General features: G+C 46.2%; 15 protein-coding genes and 1 tRNA gene. 8 read left to right on the top strand and 8 right to left on the bottom strand.

Annotated elements, in window-relative coordinates; genetic code table 11:
• Window positions 1-249: 249 nt before the first annotated feature.
• The gene (locus H0G69_RS06155; RefSeq protein WP_180304446.1) at window positions 250-531 is read right to left on the bottom strand and encodes a hypothetical protein; all 282 of its coding nucleotides are present in this window, start codon (window positions 529-531) and stop codon (window positions 250-252) included.
• Window positions 532-591: 60 nt separating this feature from the next.
• Complete coding sequence (locus H0G69_RS06150; protein ID WP_180304445.1) at window positions 592-1,644, bottom strand: nuclease-related domain-containing protein; 1,053 nt, start codon at window positions 1,642-1,644, stop codon at window positions 592-594.
• 230 nt (window positions 1,645-1,874) lie between these two features.
• Between H0G69_RS06150 and H0G69_RS06145 the strand changes: the two genes are divergently transcribed.
• Window positions 1,875-2,057, top strand: coding sequence for a hypothetical protein (locus tag H0G69_RS06145; RefSeq protein ID WP_180304444.1), 183 nt, complete (start codon window positions 1,875-1,877; stop codon window positions 2,055-2,057).
• Between the two features lie 193 nt (window positions 2,058-2,250).
• Here the strand turns inward: H0G69_RS06145 and H0G69_RS06140 are convergent, their stop codons facing one another.
• Window positions 2,251-3,642 (bottom strand): amino acid permease, encoded by a 1,392-nt coding sequence (locus H0G69_RS06140; RefSeq protein ID WP_420890835.1) that lies wholly within the window; start codon window positions 3,640-3,642, stop codon window positions 2,251-2,253.
• 91 nt (window positions 3,643-3,733) lie between these two features.
• On the opposite strand from H0G69_RS06140, the gene mmuM reads away from it, so the two are divergent.
• Complete coding sequence (gene mmuM, locus H0G69_RS06135; RefSeq protein ID WP_180304442.1) at window positions 3,734-4,651, top strand: homocysteine S-methyltransferase; 918 nt, start codon at window positions 3,734-3,736, stop codon at window positions 4,649-4,651.
• Between the two features lie 163 nt (window positions 4,652-4,814).
• Here mmuM and H0G69_RS06130 read toward each other — a convergent pair whose 3' ends face one another.
• From H0G69_RS06130 to H0G69_RS06115, 4 genes are all read right to left on the bottom strand, one after another.
• Complete coding sequence (locus tag H0G69_RS06130; protein WP_180304441.1) at window positions 4,815-5,459, bottom strand: HAD hydrolase-like protein; 645 nt, start codon at window positions 5,457-5,459, stop codon at window positions 4,815-4,817.
• A 228-nt stretch (window positions 5,460-5,687) separates the two neighbouring features.
• On the bottom strand, window positions 5,688-7,598 hold the full coding sequence (locus H0G69_RS06125) for a SpaA isopeptide-forming pilin-related protein (RefSeq protein WP_180304440.1): 1,911 nt from the start codon (window positions 7,596-7,598) through the stop codon (window positions 5,688-5,690).
• Window positions 7,599-7,956: 358 nt separating this feature from the next.
• Complete coding sequence (locus H0G69_RS06120; protein WP_180304439.1) at window positions 7,957-8,466, bottom strand: ECF transporter S component; 510 nt, start codon at window positions 8,464-8,466, stop codon at window positions 7,957-7,959.
• Window positions 8,444-9,445, bottom strand: coding sequence for a bifunctional hydroxymethylpyrimidine kinase/phosphomethylpyrimidine kinase (locus H0G69_RS06115; protein WP_180304438.1), 1,002 nt, complete (start codon window positions 9,443-9,445; stop codon window positions 8,444-8,446). Before H0G69_RS06115 ends, H0G69_RS06120 begins: the two co-directional genes overlap by 23 nt.
• Before the next feature lie 205 nt (window positions 9,446-9,650).
• On the opposite strand from H0G69_RS06115, the gene H0G69_RS06110 reads away from it, so the two are divergent.
• The 4 genes from H0G69_RS06110 (at window position 9,651) to H0G69_RS06095 (ending at window position 14,018) form a co-directional block, all read left to right on the top strand.
• Window positions 9,651-9,724 (top strand) — tRNA-Pro (locus H0G69_RS06110).
• Between the two features lie 898 nt (window positions 9,725-10,622).
• Complete coding sequence (locus H0G69_RS06105; RefSeq protein WP_180304437.1) at window positions 10,623-11,093, top strand: hypothetical protein; 471 nt, start codon at window positions 10,623-10,625, stop codon at window positions 11,091-11,093.
• A gap of 255 nt (window positions 11,094-11,348) precedes the next feature.
• Window positions 11,349-13,175, top strand: coding sequence for an FAD-binding protein (locus H0G69_RS06100; RefSeq protein WP_180304436.1), 1,827 nt, complete (start codon window positions 11,349-11,351; stop codon window positions 13,173-13,175).
• Between the two features lie 654 nt (window positions 13,176-13,829).
• Complete coding sequence (locus H0G69_RS06095; RefSeq protein WP_180304435.1) at window positions 13,830-14,018, top strand: DUF2116 family Zn-ribbon domain-containing protein; 189 nt, start codon at window positions 13,830-13,832, stop codon at window positions 14,016-14,018.
• A 71-nt stretch (window positions 14,019-14,089) separates the two neighbouring features.
• On the opposite strand, the gene H0G69_RS06090 is transcribed toward H0G69_RS06095, so the two are convergent.
• On the bottom strand, window positions 14,090-14,503 hold the full coding sequence (locus H0G69_RS06090; protein WP_180304434.1) for a hypothetical protein: 414 nt from the start codon (window positions 14,501-14,503) through the stop codon (window positions 14,090-14,092).
• Between the two features lie 132 nt (window positions 14,504-14,635).
• On the opposite strand from H0G69_RS06090, the gene H0G69_RS06085 reads away from it, so the two are divergent.
• Both H0G69_RS06085 and H0G69_RS06080 read left to right on the top strand, forming a co-directional pair.
• Complete coding sequence (locus tag H0G69_RS06085) at window positions 14,636-15,205, top strand: hypothetical protein (RefSeq protein ID WP_180304433.1); 570 nt, start codon at window positions 14,636-14,638, stop codon at window positions 15,203-15,205.
• A gap of 401 nt (window positions 15,206-15,606) precedes the next feature.
• Window positions 15,607-16,548, top strand: a complete 942-nt coding sequence (locus H0G69_RS06080; protein ID WP_006499231.1) for a LacI family DNA-binding transcriptional regulator — start codon at window positions 15,607-15,609, stop codon at window positions 16,546-16,548.
• Window positions 16,549-16,599: the final 51 nt, after the last annotated feature.

Here is a 16,599-nt window from a genome sequence, read left to right as displayed (position 1 = left end):
TGGGGTGGGGTGATTGCCCGATAGATTGTTTTTTCAAAGTCCAGGGAGGTTCGTGAGGCTGGTAGAAGTGCTGTGATGGATTATGGGATCAATCTATCAGTAGGTTGCAGGATGGATGCTGATTTGTGATTTCCGCGGAAAATGATGCTAACCATGGCGTTGGCTGGTTTGAAGGGTTTAAAATTAGCAAACCCATTAAAAACTAAAATGCCTTGCCGCCTGGATTGGGCGACAGGGCATTTTACGCTCCTAAGCTTGGTCGCATGAGTCTGCTTCGTGTGATGACGGAGACTTTTGTTGGTCATTCAGCCAAGCGCTTAAATATTTCTGCAAGGCCTTAACGTCAGCTTGATCAAGTGAAAAAGTTGCGTCATGCGGCTCGTTATTAAAGCCATGGTTGCTCAAAATCAGGTTTAAGCGGTACTCATCATTAGCAGGCTGCAGACTCAATTCGTTAGCACAGCCGTCATCACGTTCTTCACCTTGATAAAAAAGATGCAGCCATTGACCATCTGTATTGATTTGATGCAAGAAGATTATCCTTTCTAGAAATAAGTTCGCAAAGTCAGCGCTCCCAGTTTCAGGCTTGATCTAGCGCAGCCGGCAATGATCATCAATGAAATTACCGCGATGCAGACTGGTCAGCATGTCACTGTCAACGTAACGAGTCAGTGGACTGTTGTCATTAAGATACTGATCATTCAAAGCTGCCATCGCAAGCAGCTGACGTTCCAGTTTGGCCAGATTGATGATGAAAGGCTGCTCGTATTCGCGTTCGCCGGTTTCGCGACTGGCCAGCAGTTCTTTGAGATAGCGCTGTTCGAGACCGGTTAATGGACGCTTGGCCTTAAATTTAGCAAATTGATCAAGCTGCGACAGTGAGTAGAGTCGATTTCGCATTCCAGGGGCGGGCATGGTTGCTTGATCGGGGTTGGCCGCCACGAACATGGAATGAATGACGGGTTGCGCGTTCATTAAAATCTGGCGTGCGTTGGCATCCTCAAATAACAGGCGTGAGACCGCATGCTCGTGGTTGCTGAGCTGCTCAGCGGCATTTTTAATCTGTTCACAGTAGCCGTTGGGGTAGGCAATGATGAAATCGCCATCCTTGGTTAGCTGCAGCGCCAGGCCTTGATAGTTTTTAACTTCTGGAATCAAGACCCCGTTGCGAGTGATCAATATAATGTCGATCTGATTAACGGCAGCGGTATTTTGCTTTTTGTAGTAGTCAAAAGGCAGGTTGAGCGAGTCCAGCAGTTCTTCATGAGGATAAAGCTCCTGCAGCAGTTGATAGACGCGGCGCTCTCCGATATCTCCCTGCAAAAGCTGCGTGGCGCGCTCATGCAGCTGAATGATTCCTTTAAGGTGGTCTTTAGAGAGCATGGCCAGTTCATGTGGGGAGCGATCCGTACCATGGCTGTACCAAGAATAGGTTTTGGCCATCTCATAAGCTAAAAAGCGCAGGCCGGGGAATGGATCATGGAAAAAGGCGTTCTTCTGGGCGTCAGAAAAGTTTTGCCGGGCCTGGGTCGCAATCTCATCATGATCCGCGACCATACTGAGATGCCGGTCCCACTGCTGCAGCTGCTCTAAGTAGGCGGCATTGCTGATCGGCTTGGTTGTGAGCAGATTTGACCAGTTCAACGGTTGCGCTGCCGTTGACCAATTAACTGGGCGTTTGAAGCTAAACCATGATATAAAAGGTGATCGTTTTGATTTAGCTCGCGGCCTGGATGAGAAATCATCATCATGGGGGGCCTTTGATTCGGTTTTAGGTGGCACGCTAGTTTGATCTTGAAGCTTTGCCGCTGGATTTGCCAGCATTTCAGTGTTGCCAAGATTCGGTTGGCTTTTGTGATCGTATTGAGCAGCCAATGTCGGCTTATGCTCGTCTGGTATCAAATGAGCAGCCACTGCCGGTTTATGCTCGTCTGGTATCGATTGACCATGCTCATTTGGCACTGATTGAGCGATTATTGTTGGTTGATGAACATTTGACGTCGATGGAGGAATTGTTTCTGGTTCATGCTCAGATGTGGCATTCGGCTGGTGAGTAGCTTTTTGACGAGGCGGATGTTTTCGGCTGATCCCAAGCCAGTCCTTAAAGATCAAAAGCAGAATGCCGCCAATCAGAATGCTGATTAGATAGCGCAGCAAGGGCCTGCCTCCTTTCGATTTTGAATACTGCCTTTATTTTATCATAACTAATAAAAGCATCCCCCTGATTGATCAAGTGGATGCTAAACAAAACTACTTATTCGTATCGGCAGTCTCCGGATGGCGCTTTTGCCACCACCAATAGCCGAGATAACAAATTAAAACAAACGGCAGCGTCCAATACAACGCGATTCGCTGCTGAGGATCAAACCAGATCAAAAGACACGATAAACCGCTTGAGATTAAAGCAAATAATGGAACAAACGGATAGCCGGGCGTGCGGTACAAAAGCTCATCGATTTGATGTCCCTGTGCTAGGAATGCCTTTCTGAAATTTAGCTGCGCCAGGGCGATTGCCATCCAGACAAAAACAACGGCCAATCCAGAAATTGAAACAAGCACCAAGTAGACGGTATCAGCGGCGATCACGCTGGAAAGCAGAGCCAAGATACCGCCCAGCATACTGAATGCCAAGGCTACCGTGGGGATGCTGCGTCGGTTGGTTTTAGTAAAGAATTTCGGCAGCATTCCTTCATTGCTAAGCGACCACAGCATTCGAGTCGAGGCATAAAGACCGGAATTAGCCGCAGAAATAATAGCCGATAAGACAACAAAATTCATAATGTCACCGGCAAATGGAATGCCCATCATCTTAAAGACATAGACGAATGGACTTTGAGTAACGCCAGCTTTTTGGTATGGAATCAAGGCGGCCATTACGATCATGGAACCAATGAAAAAGATTATAAGACGCCAAAGGGTAGTGTGGATGGCCTTGGGCAGTGTTTTTTCAGGCTGTTTGGCTTCACCGGCCGTTACCCCGATCAATTCAGTGCCAGAAAAAGCGAAGTTTACCGTCAGCATGGTTGTGAAGACACCACCAAAGCCAGTTGGAAATAAGCCATCCTTGACGAAATTCTGCAATCCTGGAGCATGCGAATAGCCCTTGAGCGGAATCACGCCAATAATTGCCAGCGATCCCAAGACGATAAAAGCAATTATTGCAAACACCTTGATTGCGGCCAGCCAAAACTCGCTTTCCGCAAAAATCCGTACCGAATAAATATTGCTTATCACAATGCCAATCATAAACAATAGGCTCCAGATCCAGACTGGCGTATGTGGGAACCAATTGCGCATGATCAGTCCAGCAGCTGTAAATTCAGAACCTAGCGCAATCGTCCAAGTCAGCCAATAAAGAATGGCGACGACAAAGCCGGTTGCTGGGTTGATATAGCGCTTGGCATACACGTGAAACGAACCGGTATAAGGCATTGCTACCGAAAGCTCGCCCAGACAAAGCATGACGCTGTAGACGATCAGTGCGCCAACGAAATAGGCCAGCACTGTTCCTAAAGGGCCTGCTTGATGGATCGTATAGCCAGAGCTCAAGAAAAGCCCGGTACCAATTACGCCGCCCAATGAGATTATCTGGATATGACGCGATTCCATTTTACGTGCTAAGTGTTCAGTTTGTTTGGCAATTGCCATTTTTTCACTTCCCAAGCTAAAATAATTGTTAATATTAATTAATTAGAATATCATTAGAGAATAATAACACAAAAAGGTGAAAGTAATGGTAAAAAAATCAATTTTCTCAAATCCATTGGTAATTGATGGCTCAATGAGTACTAGTCTTGAGCGGCTGGGCTGTGATACGGACAATGAGTTGTGGACAGCCGCGGCTTTGATTAACCAGCCAGAACTCGTTTATCAAGTACACAAAGAGTATTTTGAAGCTGGGGCGCGGTTGGCGATTACTGATACCTACCAAGCCAATCTTCCAGCACTTAAAAAAGCGGGACTGACTGAAAAACAAGCTCGACAAGTTATTGAAAAGGCCGTTGAATTAGCCAAGCAGGCACGAGATGATTACGAAACAGAAACGGGAGCGCACGGGTATGTGGCTGGCTCGCTTGGACCTTATGGCGCTTATCTGGCAAATGGGAGCGAATATCGTGGCGATTATGAATTAACGTCGGCTGAGTATCAAGAATTCTACCGCCCTCGTTTGGAAGCAATCGTCAATGCTGGCGTAGACTGTCTGGCATTGGAGACGCAACCGAAATTGAGTGAGGTTAAAGCGGTTTTGGATCTGTTAAAAAATGAGTATCCTGACCAAAAAGTATATGTTTCCTTTACTTTGCAAAATGCCAAGACCATCAGTGAGGGGACTAAACTGGTCGATGCTGCCAAAGCCGTTGCGCAGTATGATCAGGTAATTAGCGTTGGGGTCAACTGTATTCCGCCGCGCCTGGTAACGCCAGCGATTAAGAAACTAAAAGAAGCTACAGCACTGCCAATAATCGTCTATCCAAATTCGGGAGCAAGCTATGATGCAACGACTAAAACCTGGTCAGCAGCACCTGCCGAAGATGATTTTGGCAAATTGACGAAAGAGTGGCTGCTCGCCGGGGCCAGCGCGATTGGTGGCTGCTGTACGACTACGCCCACTGATATTGCGAAGATTGCGGCAGTTTTAAATGATCAATAATATTAATAAAAACAGCGTCATCGCGAGGGGAAAAAGCCCAGGCATGACGCTGTTTTATGCTAGCCAAAAATCTCTTGCGCTTAACTATGGATAAATTGGCTTATTTAAGGCTAGGATAAATGTTCTTTAATTAATTGCTGACTAATTGAACTAAGCAGCCGTTTTATTTATTTTCGTGGTGATCTTCCCAGACCTTGCGCAGCATTGGGTACCGCAGATCACCAGTTTGAGCTACCTGATAGTCGGCCGCACTCAAAAGTTCTGCATCGCCAATACCAATTGAGATCAGGTGAGCCTGATTGATAGCATCAATATCAGCTGGAGTAGTAGCCAGAGCAATGCATTCGTTTGGCGCTGCCGATAGCTGTTGGGCAAAGGCGGAGTAAGGATCGCCCTCATTAGGGATGATGGCGGTGAAGTAGTCGGCAATCTGCAGCTGTTTTAAAATGAGTTCGGCATGACCACCATTATCAACGACCCCCATGTTGACGTAGTGATCGTCCAGGTTGATCAAAAGACGTTCGATCCCAGGCATTACTGAAGATTCATCCAGCGAGTCCAGCGCTTTTTGATACATCTGTTCTTGTTCAGAAAGCAAGGCGGCCTGTTCTGCTTCATCGGCCGTTTGGTGCAGCTGGTTCAAAACGATTGGCAAAGCTGCGGTGGCACTGAGGTTTTTGAGCTGCGGGGCCAGTTTGCCAGGCAGTCCCAGCCCATACTCATACATTGCCAGTTCGCGCCAGGCATCAAACTGCTGCTGATTTGTGTCGACGATTAGATTGTTGACGTTAAAGATTGCACCCTTCATAAAAATATTCCTTTCAATAAATACGATAATTTTATTTTAACCCAAAGCTTGGAAAATAAAAACGCCGCCATAACATAAGGGGATTCATTTCCTTAATTTAGCCAGTTGATCAAAAAACATTTTAAAGCCAGAAGCTGTTTCAAAATAAAAATCGCACTATCGCGAGCGAGAAGCTGTGACAGTGCGATATCAAATTTAACAGAAGTTTCCTTGCATTATTGTCTTTGCTTAATTGTTTTTCTTTTTAGATACTACAACCCAACCGGCTGCACTAACACAAAGCATGACTCCCAGCCAGCAGATTGCGTTGGAAGCATGGTTACCAGTCTTTGGCAGCAGCTTCTGAGCCTGAGCGATCACGCCATTATCAGCAGCTGGCTTGGCAACCGGCTGTGGCTGTGATGAGTAATTATTGTCTGCCACTGCATTTGGCTTGTTGGTATGAGCAGCCGAAGTTGAAGGTGTTGCCGTTGCTTCAGAATCAGCATGCTTATCAGCAGGTTTAATAATTGCAGCTGGCATTGAGTGGTCATCTGAGTTGCCATCTTTTGCCGGTGTCAACGGTGTCCAAGGTTTCACTTCCTTAGCGGGTGTCAACGGTGTCCACGGCTTAACTTCCTTAGCCGGTGTTAATGGTGTCCATGGTTTGACTTCCTTAGCGGGTGTCAGCGGTGTCCACGGCTTCACGTCCTTCGCCGGAGTCAACGGTACCCAGGGCTTTACATCCTTAGAAGGCGTGAGCGGCGTCCACGGAATCGACTTTTTCACATCATTATAGACAATCAACGGCGTACCATTTGCATTGTCTGAGATCTCAATTGTCCAAGTTTGGTCTTTAGCTTTCGAGAAATCAATCCAGTCAGGAACCGTGATTTGTTTAATCGTGTACTTTCCCGCTGGCAGGTCCTTGATGTCAATCACACCATTTTCGTCCGTCGTGTAGGTCATTGATTCGTCATCTGGTTTGATGACCTCAAAAGTTGCATCGGGCAAAATCTTAATTTTACCTTCATCATCAGTGTACTTGTTGATGATCTTCATTTCACCAGGCTTGGTTCCCGTGACGTTGGCATCAAATGAAACGTTTTTCACAGAGTATGAATATTCAACGGTGGTAGGCTGACTGTCTTCTTTTAATTGATAGGAGACATTGGCCGTATTGTTGAAGACCGCTAAATCATTATCAGTGATTTTCGTTCCGTAGCCAACCAAAATTGTTTTACCGGAAAATTCGTCTTTATTGAAACGGAAAGTAAGAGTCTTGCCGTTGATTTCAATTGAAGAATTAGGGTAGGCGGCTTTGAATTGATCAAAAGACAATGACTGCCCATTAACGGTAATTCGATTATATGCTGAATCAGGATCAAACTGCTGACCGCCCTGAATAGTATCGGAACAGATAATGTCACTGCCAAGTGCGGCCGCATTGCTGTTCAGATAGATTCCCCAGGCCAATGCATTATGATCGCCTCGATTAAGCATCATTCCAACTTTATCGCCACGCCATCCTTTACCGCTTGGCTGTTCACTGCTACCTTTGGTGATTCCTTTGACTGGAATGGATGCAACAGTACTGCCGGCTGTAATCTGGATTGTCTGGTTCTGTTCGTCAGTGTTGCGAACTTCAATGTCAAATGAAAAATTGCCGCTGACATTTTGCAAGTCATTGATTTTGTCATTAAACGTCAAGGTTGCGCCAGTTTGATCGACGGTGTAGTGGCCAATCATCGCTCCATTGACGTAAAGATCCTTACCGCCAACGTAACTGTTGACGTAGGCTTGACCACTGTTGGGCCAGTTGACATGAATCGTGTCGCCGCCTTGAATTTTACCGCGCGCATCGCTAAAAGTTCCGCTGACCGTGACATAAGCGCCATCGTTATAGATTGACTGCGACTTTTTGGAATCACGTTCGACAACAGTCAGATTAGTAATACGGTCACTGACGTCTTGCGGCTGATGATTGCTGCTGACGGCCGACACCGCGGTATGTTCAGCGGTAGTGCTGTTTTGATCTTGTTTAGATTGATTATTGACAGAAGTGCTATTAACAATTGATTGTGAACTGTTGCTCGATGTTGTGGACAGTTCACTAGCAAAGACATAGCTGCCGGTCATCGCAAAGCTGACCAGCAGCATTAAAGAAAATGCAAGGGAAACGCAGAATAATGCTCCCCTTTTTATCATGCGATTAAAAAATACCCCCTTAGTAACTTAAAACAGCACGGGAGCGATTATATTGCGGTTGAATAGATTTAGTCAATCGTTAATTTAAAACGTTTTACATAAGAAGGACTTAAATATTCATATTTATTCGATTAATCTGTTTAAAAATTCAGATGAGAACGATACACCAAGCAGTCAAAATAATATTTTTTCGTTGTGATTACTTGAACAAAAAATCATATTTATCAAAAGCAAAGGGGACAAAAAAGGCGCCAGCTCCAAACACTTATCGTCTGGATGCAGCGCCATGCTTATAATTAATGGGTTATTGCTATTTACTGGAGAGGGCTGGGTGAACGGCTTTTTCAACTGGTGAGGCAATCAAAAGCGCGATTACCGAGCCGACAATGCCTTGAATCAGGTTCGGGAGAACGCCGGCTGCACCAGTTGCCCAGGTGTACAGAATGGCATCTGAGAAGAAGTAGCCGATTACCATTACGATCGTTCCCGCGGTTACACCAGCAACGCGGCCCCATTTGCCACGAACGTATTTAAAGACCAATCCGGCAACGATGCCTTCCAAACCGTGTGAGATGAACGAAAATGGTGCATATTGGGCAAAGCCGGAAATCAAGTCCAGAAACATGGCGCCAAAGCCCCCGATAAAGCCGCCTGCCCATGGTCCCAGCAGCATGGCACCGATAAAGATGCCGACATCGCAGAGATTGATGTTACCATGTGTCCAAGGCAGCGGAATCAAGAAGAAACGACCAAAGATCAAAGTCAGCGCCGTCAAAAGCGCCGTGAATACCAAATGTCTAACCGTTGCAGATTTTTGCATTAAAATCACTCCTCTTATGCTTGCTTACATAGTGAATCAAATGATCGAGACGCAGACCAAATCGCCGCTCGTTGTCGGGGAGGGGAGCGGTCTGCTGGATTGCGAGCTCCATGGCATTCGTCGCATTCTCAACTGCTGTCTCCAGCGACCAGCCTTGCAGCAGCCGACCGTAAAGCAGTGCCGAGAAGATATCGCCAGTACCATAGAAATGACCGGCCTGAACATCATTACCGCAAAAATTCATTGGCTGCTTATGATAACAATCGCTGTTGCTTTGCAGACTCTGGTGTGAATCGGAACCGTTTTGAAGATTCTGACCTTCATCATTACCGTGCTGATAGTCGTGATGTTGACGGCTGATTTGCGGTTGGGGCTTAAATCCGGTTTGTTCATCCTGACGCCAGCAGCAGCCAATCTGTCCATTCAAATGAACACCGGTGATAATGACCGTGGCGTTGATTCCCGCTACCTTTAGCTGATCAATCCCTTGAATTAGTGTCTCAGCAGTTGGCAACGAATATGGCAGACCAGCCAGGAAACAAAGCTCAGTCCAGTTAGGCGTAATCAAATCAGCGTGGCGGCACAGTTTTTTGACCGCCTCGACATAATCGTGATCAAATCCAGGATATAGTCGGCCTTGATCACCCATCACCGGATCGACGATTTTTAAGCAGTCAGTCAGGTTTTGCTGTTCAAGCCAGCTGCCTAGCTGTTCGGCGAGGGTGCATTGACCAAGGTAGCCAATTAAAACGCCGCTAGGTTCAATGTCTTGTGCCTGCCAATGTCTAAGCGAAGCCTGAATCCATTGCTTGGTGTCTAAAACGGCAGGCTGACCGAATCCCTCCGTTTGACTGGATAGAATGGTTGCAGGCAGGGATGCGGTTGTAACTCCCATTGCTTGCAAGACGCTTAGGGCACCAATTAATGAAATTTGACCTAACGCCGAAAAATCCTCAATCAACAGGGCGGGCTTGATCATATCAACAATCCTCTCTAATCATTTTTTAATTTGATGATCTTACTATACGGCGACTGCCACTTACTGACAAGACGTAGCCAGATATTAGTCTGAATTGTATTGATACAATTATTGGACTAACGATGATTATAAAATCTGCTTGACGATTTAAATAAAACGCGGTAGTATTTACAACTGTTGGTAATATTAATTACTGATTTAATTTCGGGAAATAGCTCAGCTTGGTAGAGCACCTGGTTTGGGACCAGGGGGTCGCAGGTTCGAATCCTGTTTTCCCGACTTGATAAAAAGTCCCTGCTCAGATTTGAGTAGGGATTTTTTTTGAGCTTTATTGATTATAAAAAATGATGCTGTGATGTACGATTGAAATTTATGGATTTTAGAAGCGGTACCTCGATGCGGATCTGGTTATCGCATTAAATTTTATAAGCTGCCGAAACATTTGCCTTAGCCGCTATCGAGTCAGAACACTGGTCATAGCATTAAACTTTATTGGCTGACGAAACAGTCTTCTGATGTGCGTCTGGTCAGAGCTCGCTGTGTTGCATGGCAAAAGATTGGTACGCTTTTTTCTACTCCAAGTTAAGTGTTATCAATGATTTTAAATAATTTAATTTTGAAATACGCACCTAGTTGAAAAATAGCTGTTGTAGAATCGGATCAAATGTTTGATTTCGATGGTGAATCTTGGTATCAATCAGTCAGAAAAGCTGATCCAAGCCGCTCGATCATGATCAATGCAATGAATGACTGGACTCATTGATTGTCAGAATTTAATGATCGTCATGGTCCGGAAAAAATCAAAAATAATGCTGGCAGCTTGAAGCAATCGTAAAATTCCAAGCTCTGCCAGCTTCCATCGCACTAACAACATTCTTTGGTGGTATTAAGTTTTTGGCAGGGTATTTAACTATACTGACGATCATCAATGGGTTCGGATCCAGCAGCGTCTCTGCGCATAGCTGCAGTTGAGAATGAGCCTGGATGCAGCCGTGTTTTCGTTAATGAGAACTGTCTGGAACAGATTTTGCAAAATATGAAAATGTTTGCAATAATAAAAAACATGCATGAACCACCAAATGCGTTTAATTATTGAGCAAATTAAATAAAAAACAATTTATTAATCGTGTCAGATGGAGGGGTGAGTCTGGCAGCGATTGTTAAAGTGGGGATAACAATGCTTACGTATGAGTTGATGGTTTACCATTGTTCAAAGGGCTACTGTGCAGTTTTGCCGCCAGAGCTTAAAATGCTGGAAAGCCACTATCAGCAGCAGGTGTGTTTTTCTGATGGTCTGCCAGGCGAGCTATTAAGCGGAACGGAGCGCGATAACGTTATTTTTCGGGGGCGCGTGGTCTTGGAACAAGTATTGAACTGCGCACGCTTTGACGACTTTGAGCTGCCGGAGCCGATTAAGTGGTCGGAATGCCGCAATGCACAGTCGCAGGTCGAATTCATACCGGTCGCTTACCTGCAGAAAGGAGCGATTCAGATTTATGAAGGCCGTCACGTTCGGTTTTATCATAACAGCTTAAAATCGCCGCTGGTCAATTGGCAAGGGCAGGGTATTAAGCCGGTTGAAAGGCCATGTCACGTTGCTGTCGTTGGAAATGCTTTTTTCGGGCTCTGCTATGATTGGACAGACTAATGCGTTTAGCGGCGGCTGATTTATGTGTCAAAACGGTTCTGCTACGACAAAACGACTGATAATTTTAGTATAGACGATTGATACTGAGGCAAATAACGGATCAGATTCAACGATCGGTTTTGCAATTGAATCAATGTTGATCAGCAAATATTCAATCAATTAAGTCGCTTACGGGCGGCTTTTTATAGTTGGCATTGGCTGCTGGCTTCAGTTAGACTAAAAGAGTAATTAAATAGAACAAAGGAATGAAAACTAATGCAAGCCAATGATGTTCAATGGAATGCCCAATATGACGTGGTTGTCGTGGGCTTTGGCGGTGCTGGTGCTACGGCAGCTCGGTTTGCGGCTGACGCGGGAGCATACGTCTTATTGGTTGATACGGCACCCCTGGGAAGAGAAGGCGGCAATACGCGCTATGCCTCACAGCACGTTGCAATGGGCAAAGGAATCGGCCAGCTGACCAAGTACTATCAGCAGCTCAATGACGATTATATGGTACCGGCTAAGCTGATGCAGACATATCTGCACGGACTGGTAAATATGCCGGACTATTTTGAAAAGTACCTGGGCGTTAAGGCAGTTAGCTGGAAAGACGACATCCGCCTAGGCGATCCAGTCGTTCCCAAGCACTCGCCGGCTGAGTATCCAGAACTGGCCGACAGCGAGTCAGTCGACATTGCCCTGGTTCACCGACGCGATAAGGATGCGGCGCTATGGAAGATACTGCGGCAAAACGTGGTTGAGCGTGCGGACCGGATCGATGTCTGGCTCAACACGCGGGCGCGGCATCTATACCAGGATGAACGAACCGGCGTGGTAAAGGGCGTTCAGCTGCGTCGGCGCGGTAAGGATTATCGGATTGCCGTTAAGAATGGTCTGGTTTTGGCAACGGGCGGTTTTGAAAACAATCGGGAAATGATTCAAAACTATCTGCAAAAACCGGCGCTAATGCCAATGGGAACACTGTTTAACCGTGGCGATGGCATTAAAATGGCCCAAGAAGTTCAGGCTAAGCTTTGGCACATGGGAAACTACGAAAGCTATGGCACGCTGGCCGGACTGACATTTGCTGAAGAGGGAACGCAGCATCGGGGCCGGGTAATTCAAAGCTGGTCGCAGTTGAATCATGGCAGTATTTTTGTGATTGGCGATGATGGGACGCGCTTTTTTGCGGAGAACCAGCCCGCGCGTCATGGCCATCTATATTCACATGGCCATTGGGTTCTGCCGCACTATCAAAAACATCCTTATCTGGTATTTGACCAGGCGCAGTACGAGGTTTTTGCTCAGCAGGAAAAAGATGACCGGCGCCTGCCCTATCCAAAGTTTATGCAAAAGCTGCTCAGCGCGGATTCATTGCCAGAACTGGCTAAACAGCTGCACGTGCCGGCAATCAGCCTGACGCAGACGGTTACTGACTTCAATCATTTTAAAGAGATTGGCCGTGACTATCAGACCGGTCGCGATACGGATACCATGCGTAAGTTCGGGGCGGGGCCATACTATGCAATTAAATTGGCCAGCAACGTGTTGAATACGCAGGGCGGACCGCAGCATGATGAAAAAGCGCGCGTCTTAAACGTTGATGACCAGCCGATCCCGCATTTATACAGCGCCGGTGAATTGGGCGGAATTGCCGCTAACTATTATCAGAGTGGCGGTAACCTGGCTGAATGTCTGATTTTTGGCAAGATCGCGGGCGAAAATGCCGCTAAGCCAAAAAAGGATGCCGCCAACGTTGCGCGACTGCATAATGCGGTTACGGTGCATATTAATGATCTGCTGGATCTGTCGGCGCAGCATTATATGGTAGGGCCGGATCAGTATCTGGGCGTTTCGGATGATGGCATGGGCGGCCGAATCGTTGTCCGTGTAACCTATCAAAATCAAAAGCTGCGTCAAATTGAGATTTTGGAGAATCATGAAAACGAAGAGATCGGTCAGGCAGCTTTTGATCAGCTTGAAAAGAACATGATCAGTGCCAATACGCCAGCCGTTGACGCCATCTCGGGAGCAACGACGACCAGCCGCGCGCTGAGTGAAGCAGTTGCTGATGCACTGAGCAAAGTCAAATCAAAGTAATAAAAAACCGTCACCGAATTTTGCGTTCGATGACGGTTTTTTTAGTTGTCTGCAGGCTCATGGATGTAATGTGGATTAAATTTTTAATGATTAGAGTGAACAAGAGTCAGTCATAAGAGATGAGCCTGCCAAACAAGGATGATCAGACGTGAAGCCTTAAAGTGGATTTAAAGGGATTGAGAGTCCGGCACTGGGGATTGGCATACCAGTACCGGCAGCTTCACGATTTTGAGGAAAGACGAAGGATCGCCTTGAGGTTAAATGAACATCTGACCGCTGGAGTTGGCGTACTACAACGGTCGAAGGAAGGGTCGGTCAAACGTTGGCGGCAGATCGATGGATTGACGGTGACAGTCATCAGCAAACTTGGCGTAGTTAGAGGATGGCTATCGTCGACTGCCTGCACGAACGGTTTCACGATAAAACAAGTTATGAAAGAAAAGCAGGATTGAAAACACTTTCCTTACGACCCATAAATATAATAGTATAACGGTTTACTAAGTGCAAGCCTTTTTCGGAAATTTCTGAATAAAAAATCAAAAAGAGCTTAAAAAGTCTGTTTTAATAACACTTGGAAATTTATCGAAAAGAACGCTCAGTAAGGTTGAATCGGCGTAAAATAAAGACAGCTAAACTAGAAAGGACGTGTTGTCAATGAAATGTCCACACTGCAAAACTCCACTTAAGGCTCACGAAAAAATCTGTGCAAAATGCGGCCACACAGTCAAGACGGCGCGCCAAAAACAGCGGCGTGATCTGATTTTGGCTGGTCTATTGTTGATGCGCCTGCTGCTGACGATTGGGCTGACTTTTAAGATGCTCAAGCAGCACCAGAAAAACTGATCTTAAATACAAAAACAGTGCTGTCTCAAGCTTTAGTGGGGCTTGAAACAGCACTGCCTGTTTTTTGGATGTTAATGCCGGTGCAGCTTAAAATGGCCGGGTTCCTCATGGCCATCCAGATAATGATTGACGTACCAGATAAGCAGATAGTGCAGCTTAACCATGACCTGATAGGCAAAAGCCGCGTCGATTCGTTTGGGATGGCGGCCGGCCGCGCGTAATTGAGTCAGCAGCATGATCAATTCGTCATTGAGCAGTTGCGTGGTCTGCAGCATGATCAAGCCATCCTCGCTGTTGAAGGGGTGATTCAGATTGGGCAATTCTTGTTTTACCAGCTTGCGAATCAAACGACCGCTGATCTCGCTGATCAACAGGGCTTCGGTAGCAAACTGCCCATTACGATAGGCTTTTTCGGCCATATGAGAAAGATGATGCAGTTTATGCATGCCATGATAAGATTTTAAAAAGGCAAAATTGCTGGCCAAGATGACATCCTCATTTCATTTGAAGTACTACGACTATTTTACCATTAATCAATCGGCATGATGACGGCGGTATAATCAGATCATGCTGATATTGAAACTTGACAAACCAAATTAAGGTTACGGGAGGCAATTATGAAAAAATCTTTAGAGATGCTCGGTATTATTGGCTTGAGCAGTCTGATGCTAGCGGGGTGCGGTCATCAGAGCCAGGAAAACCATTCGTCAGCAAAACTGGAAACATCTTCAAAAACGACGCATCATAAGAAAAAGACGGCCAAAAAAGCGACCCGGCAAGCGGCCAGTTCCAAAAATTCTGCTTCCAGTGCGAGCGTTTCGAGCAGTCAAACGGCGCAGAGCTCATCATCAGAGACATCGAGCAGTTCCAGTCAAGCAGCTGACCAAGCGACAGGTACAAATCAAAACGCCAGTCAGACCGCGGGGAGCTCGACTGGTCAATCCGCTGCCATCAATTCGGTTCAAGAAGCAATTGCCGCGGTTGACGCCAAATATGGCAATGGCGATATTCAATGGTCCTACATGTCGGAAGGAAACGGCACGATGGCTACCGATACGAATGGTCAGCCGGTTTATTGGATTCGGGGCCAGGATTCGGCATATCGCAACGCGCATAATACGGCTGGCAGCTATGATGGTCATGACTATTACGTCTACCCGGATGGCCGCATCGTACCGCGTGAGTAAAAAACTATTTTAACGCGAGTACGGTGCGGGGATGATCCAGGCCCAAAAATGAAATGCACTCAAAACTGAAGCAACAGACTGGACGTTAGAAGGGTTCGTTGTCGGAACGATTTTCAACTAGGAATTGCGCTTTTAAAATGGTTAATCCTTTTACCTAAACGACTATTGACCCTTTTGCCATGATACGACTAAAATTAAGTTATTCACTTCAAAATTAAATCAGTACTTTTGGCATATGGCAAATTTTTGAAATTCAAGCATATGCTTAGCTGCAGTCTGATTTTTATCAATGAGCCATCCATTGGTTCAAACTATCTATTAATAATGAAAGGAGAGTCATGCCTGTTTTGCCAGTTCAATAATCTTGAACTACTTGAATCGGCATGATGCTTTGTCAGTTCATGGCAACAATTAAAGATATCGCGGCACGCGCGGGAGTCTCGGTTTCTACGGCTTCAAGAGCTTTAAATGATAACCCACGAATCAGCGAGGCAACGCGCGAAAAAATCAAGAAGATTGCCGTTGAGATCGGCTATCATCCAAACTATGCCGCCCGCAATCTAACCCGGGGCGAGGCCAATATGGTTGGACTGGTTTTTCCAGTAACCACCGATGAAGCGCCAGCCAACCCATTTCATATCGACTTGATGCGGGGAATTGCTTCAGCGTTGGAATCACGCGACTACTCAATGGTCGTTGCATTGGCGCCCACGCAGGAAAAATTGCTGCGCGCGGTTAAATCCATGGCGCTGCAGTCAAAAATTCATAACTTCTTATTGTTCTATACGTTGGAACATGATCCAGTAGCGGCCTATCTGCGCGAGCATGGCTATAATTTTGTGGTAATCGGTCATCCCGAGCGGCACCAAAACGATCGCTATGTTGATAACGATAACGTCGCGGCAGGCTATGCGGCTACCAAACAGCTGCTGATCAATCATGACGTCACTAATCTGGCCTATGTCAGCTCGCCATATCATTGGCAATATGAGGAGGATCGGCGCCTGGGCTACGAAAACTGTCTGGCGGAGCGGCATCTGCCGGAGCTGGACTGGTATTATGACACGCAATCGGCCAGTGAATTCTTTAGTCAGCATCCAAAGGTCGATGGACTGGTTTGTGCCGATGACCTGCTGTTTTTGAAACTGAATCATGAGCTGCAGGAAATGCATCTGCTGGATCGGCTTTCCGTGATCTGCTTTAACAACAGCAAATTACTGGGGATGCTGCTGCCAACCGTCGAAAAAGTTGATTTGCAGCCGCATGAGCTGGGCAAAAAGGCGGTTGAGCTGCTGTTCAATCCTAATCTGCAGCATGCCTTTGTTGCCTTTAAGGTTGACTAGCTGCCAGTCAGACTGCCGAAATACTAAAAAACATGATTGATTTCAAAGCGT

This window comes from Limosilactobacillus mucosae (assembly GCF_013423865.1).
Lineage (GTDB): Bacteria > Bacillota > Bacilli > Lactobacillales > Lactobacillaceae > Limosilactobacillus > Limosilactobacillus mucosae.
Note: the sequence above shows the minus strand (reverse complement) of the source record. Positions and strands in the feature narration are given on the sequence as shown.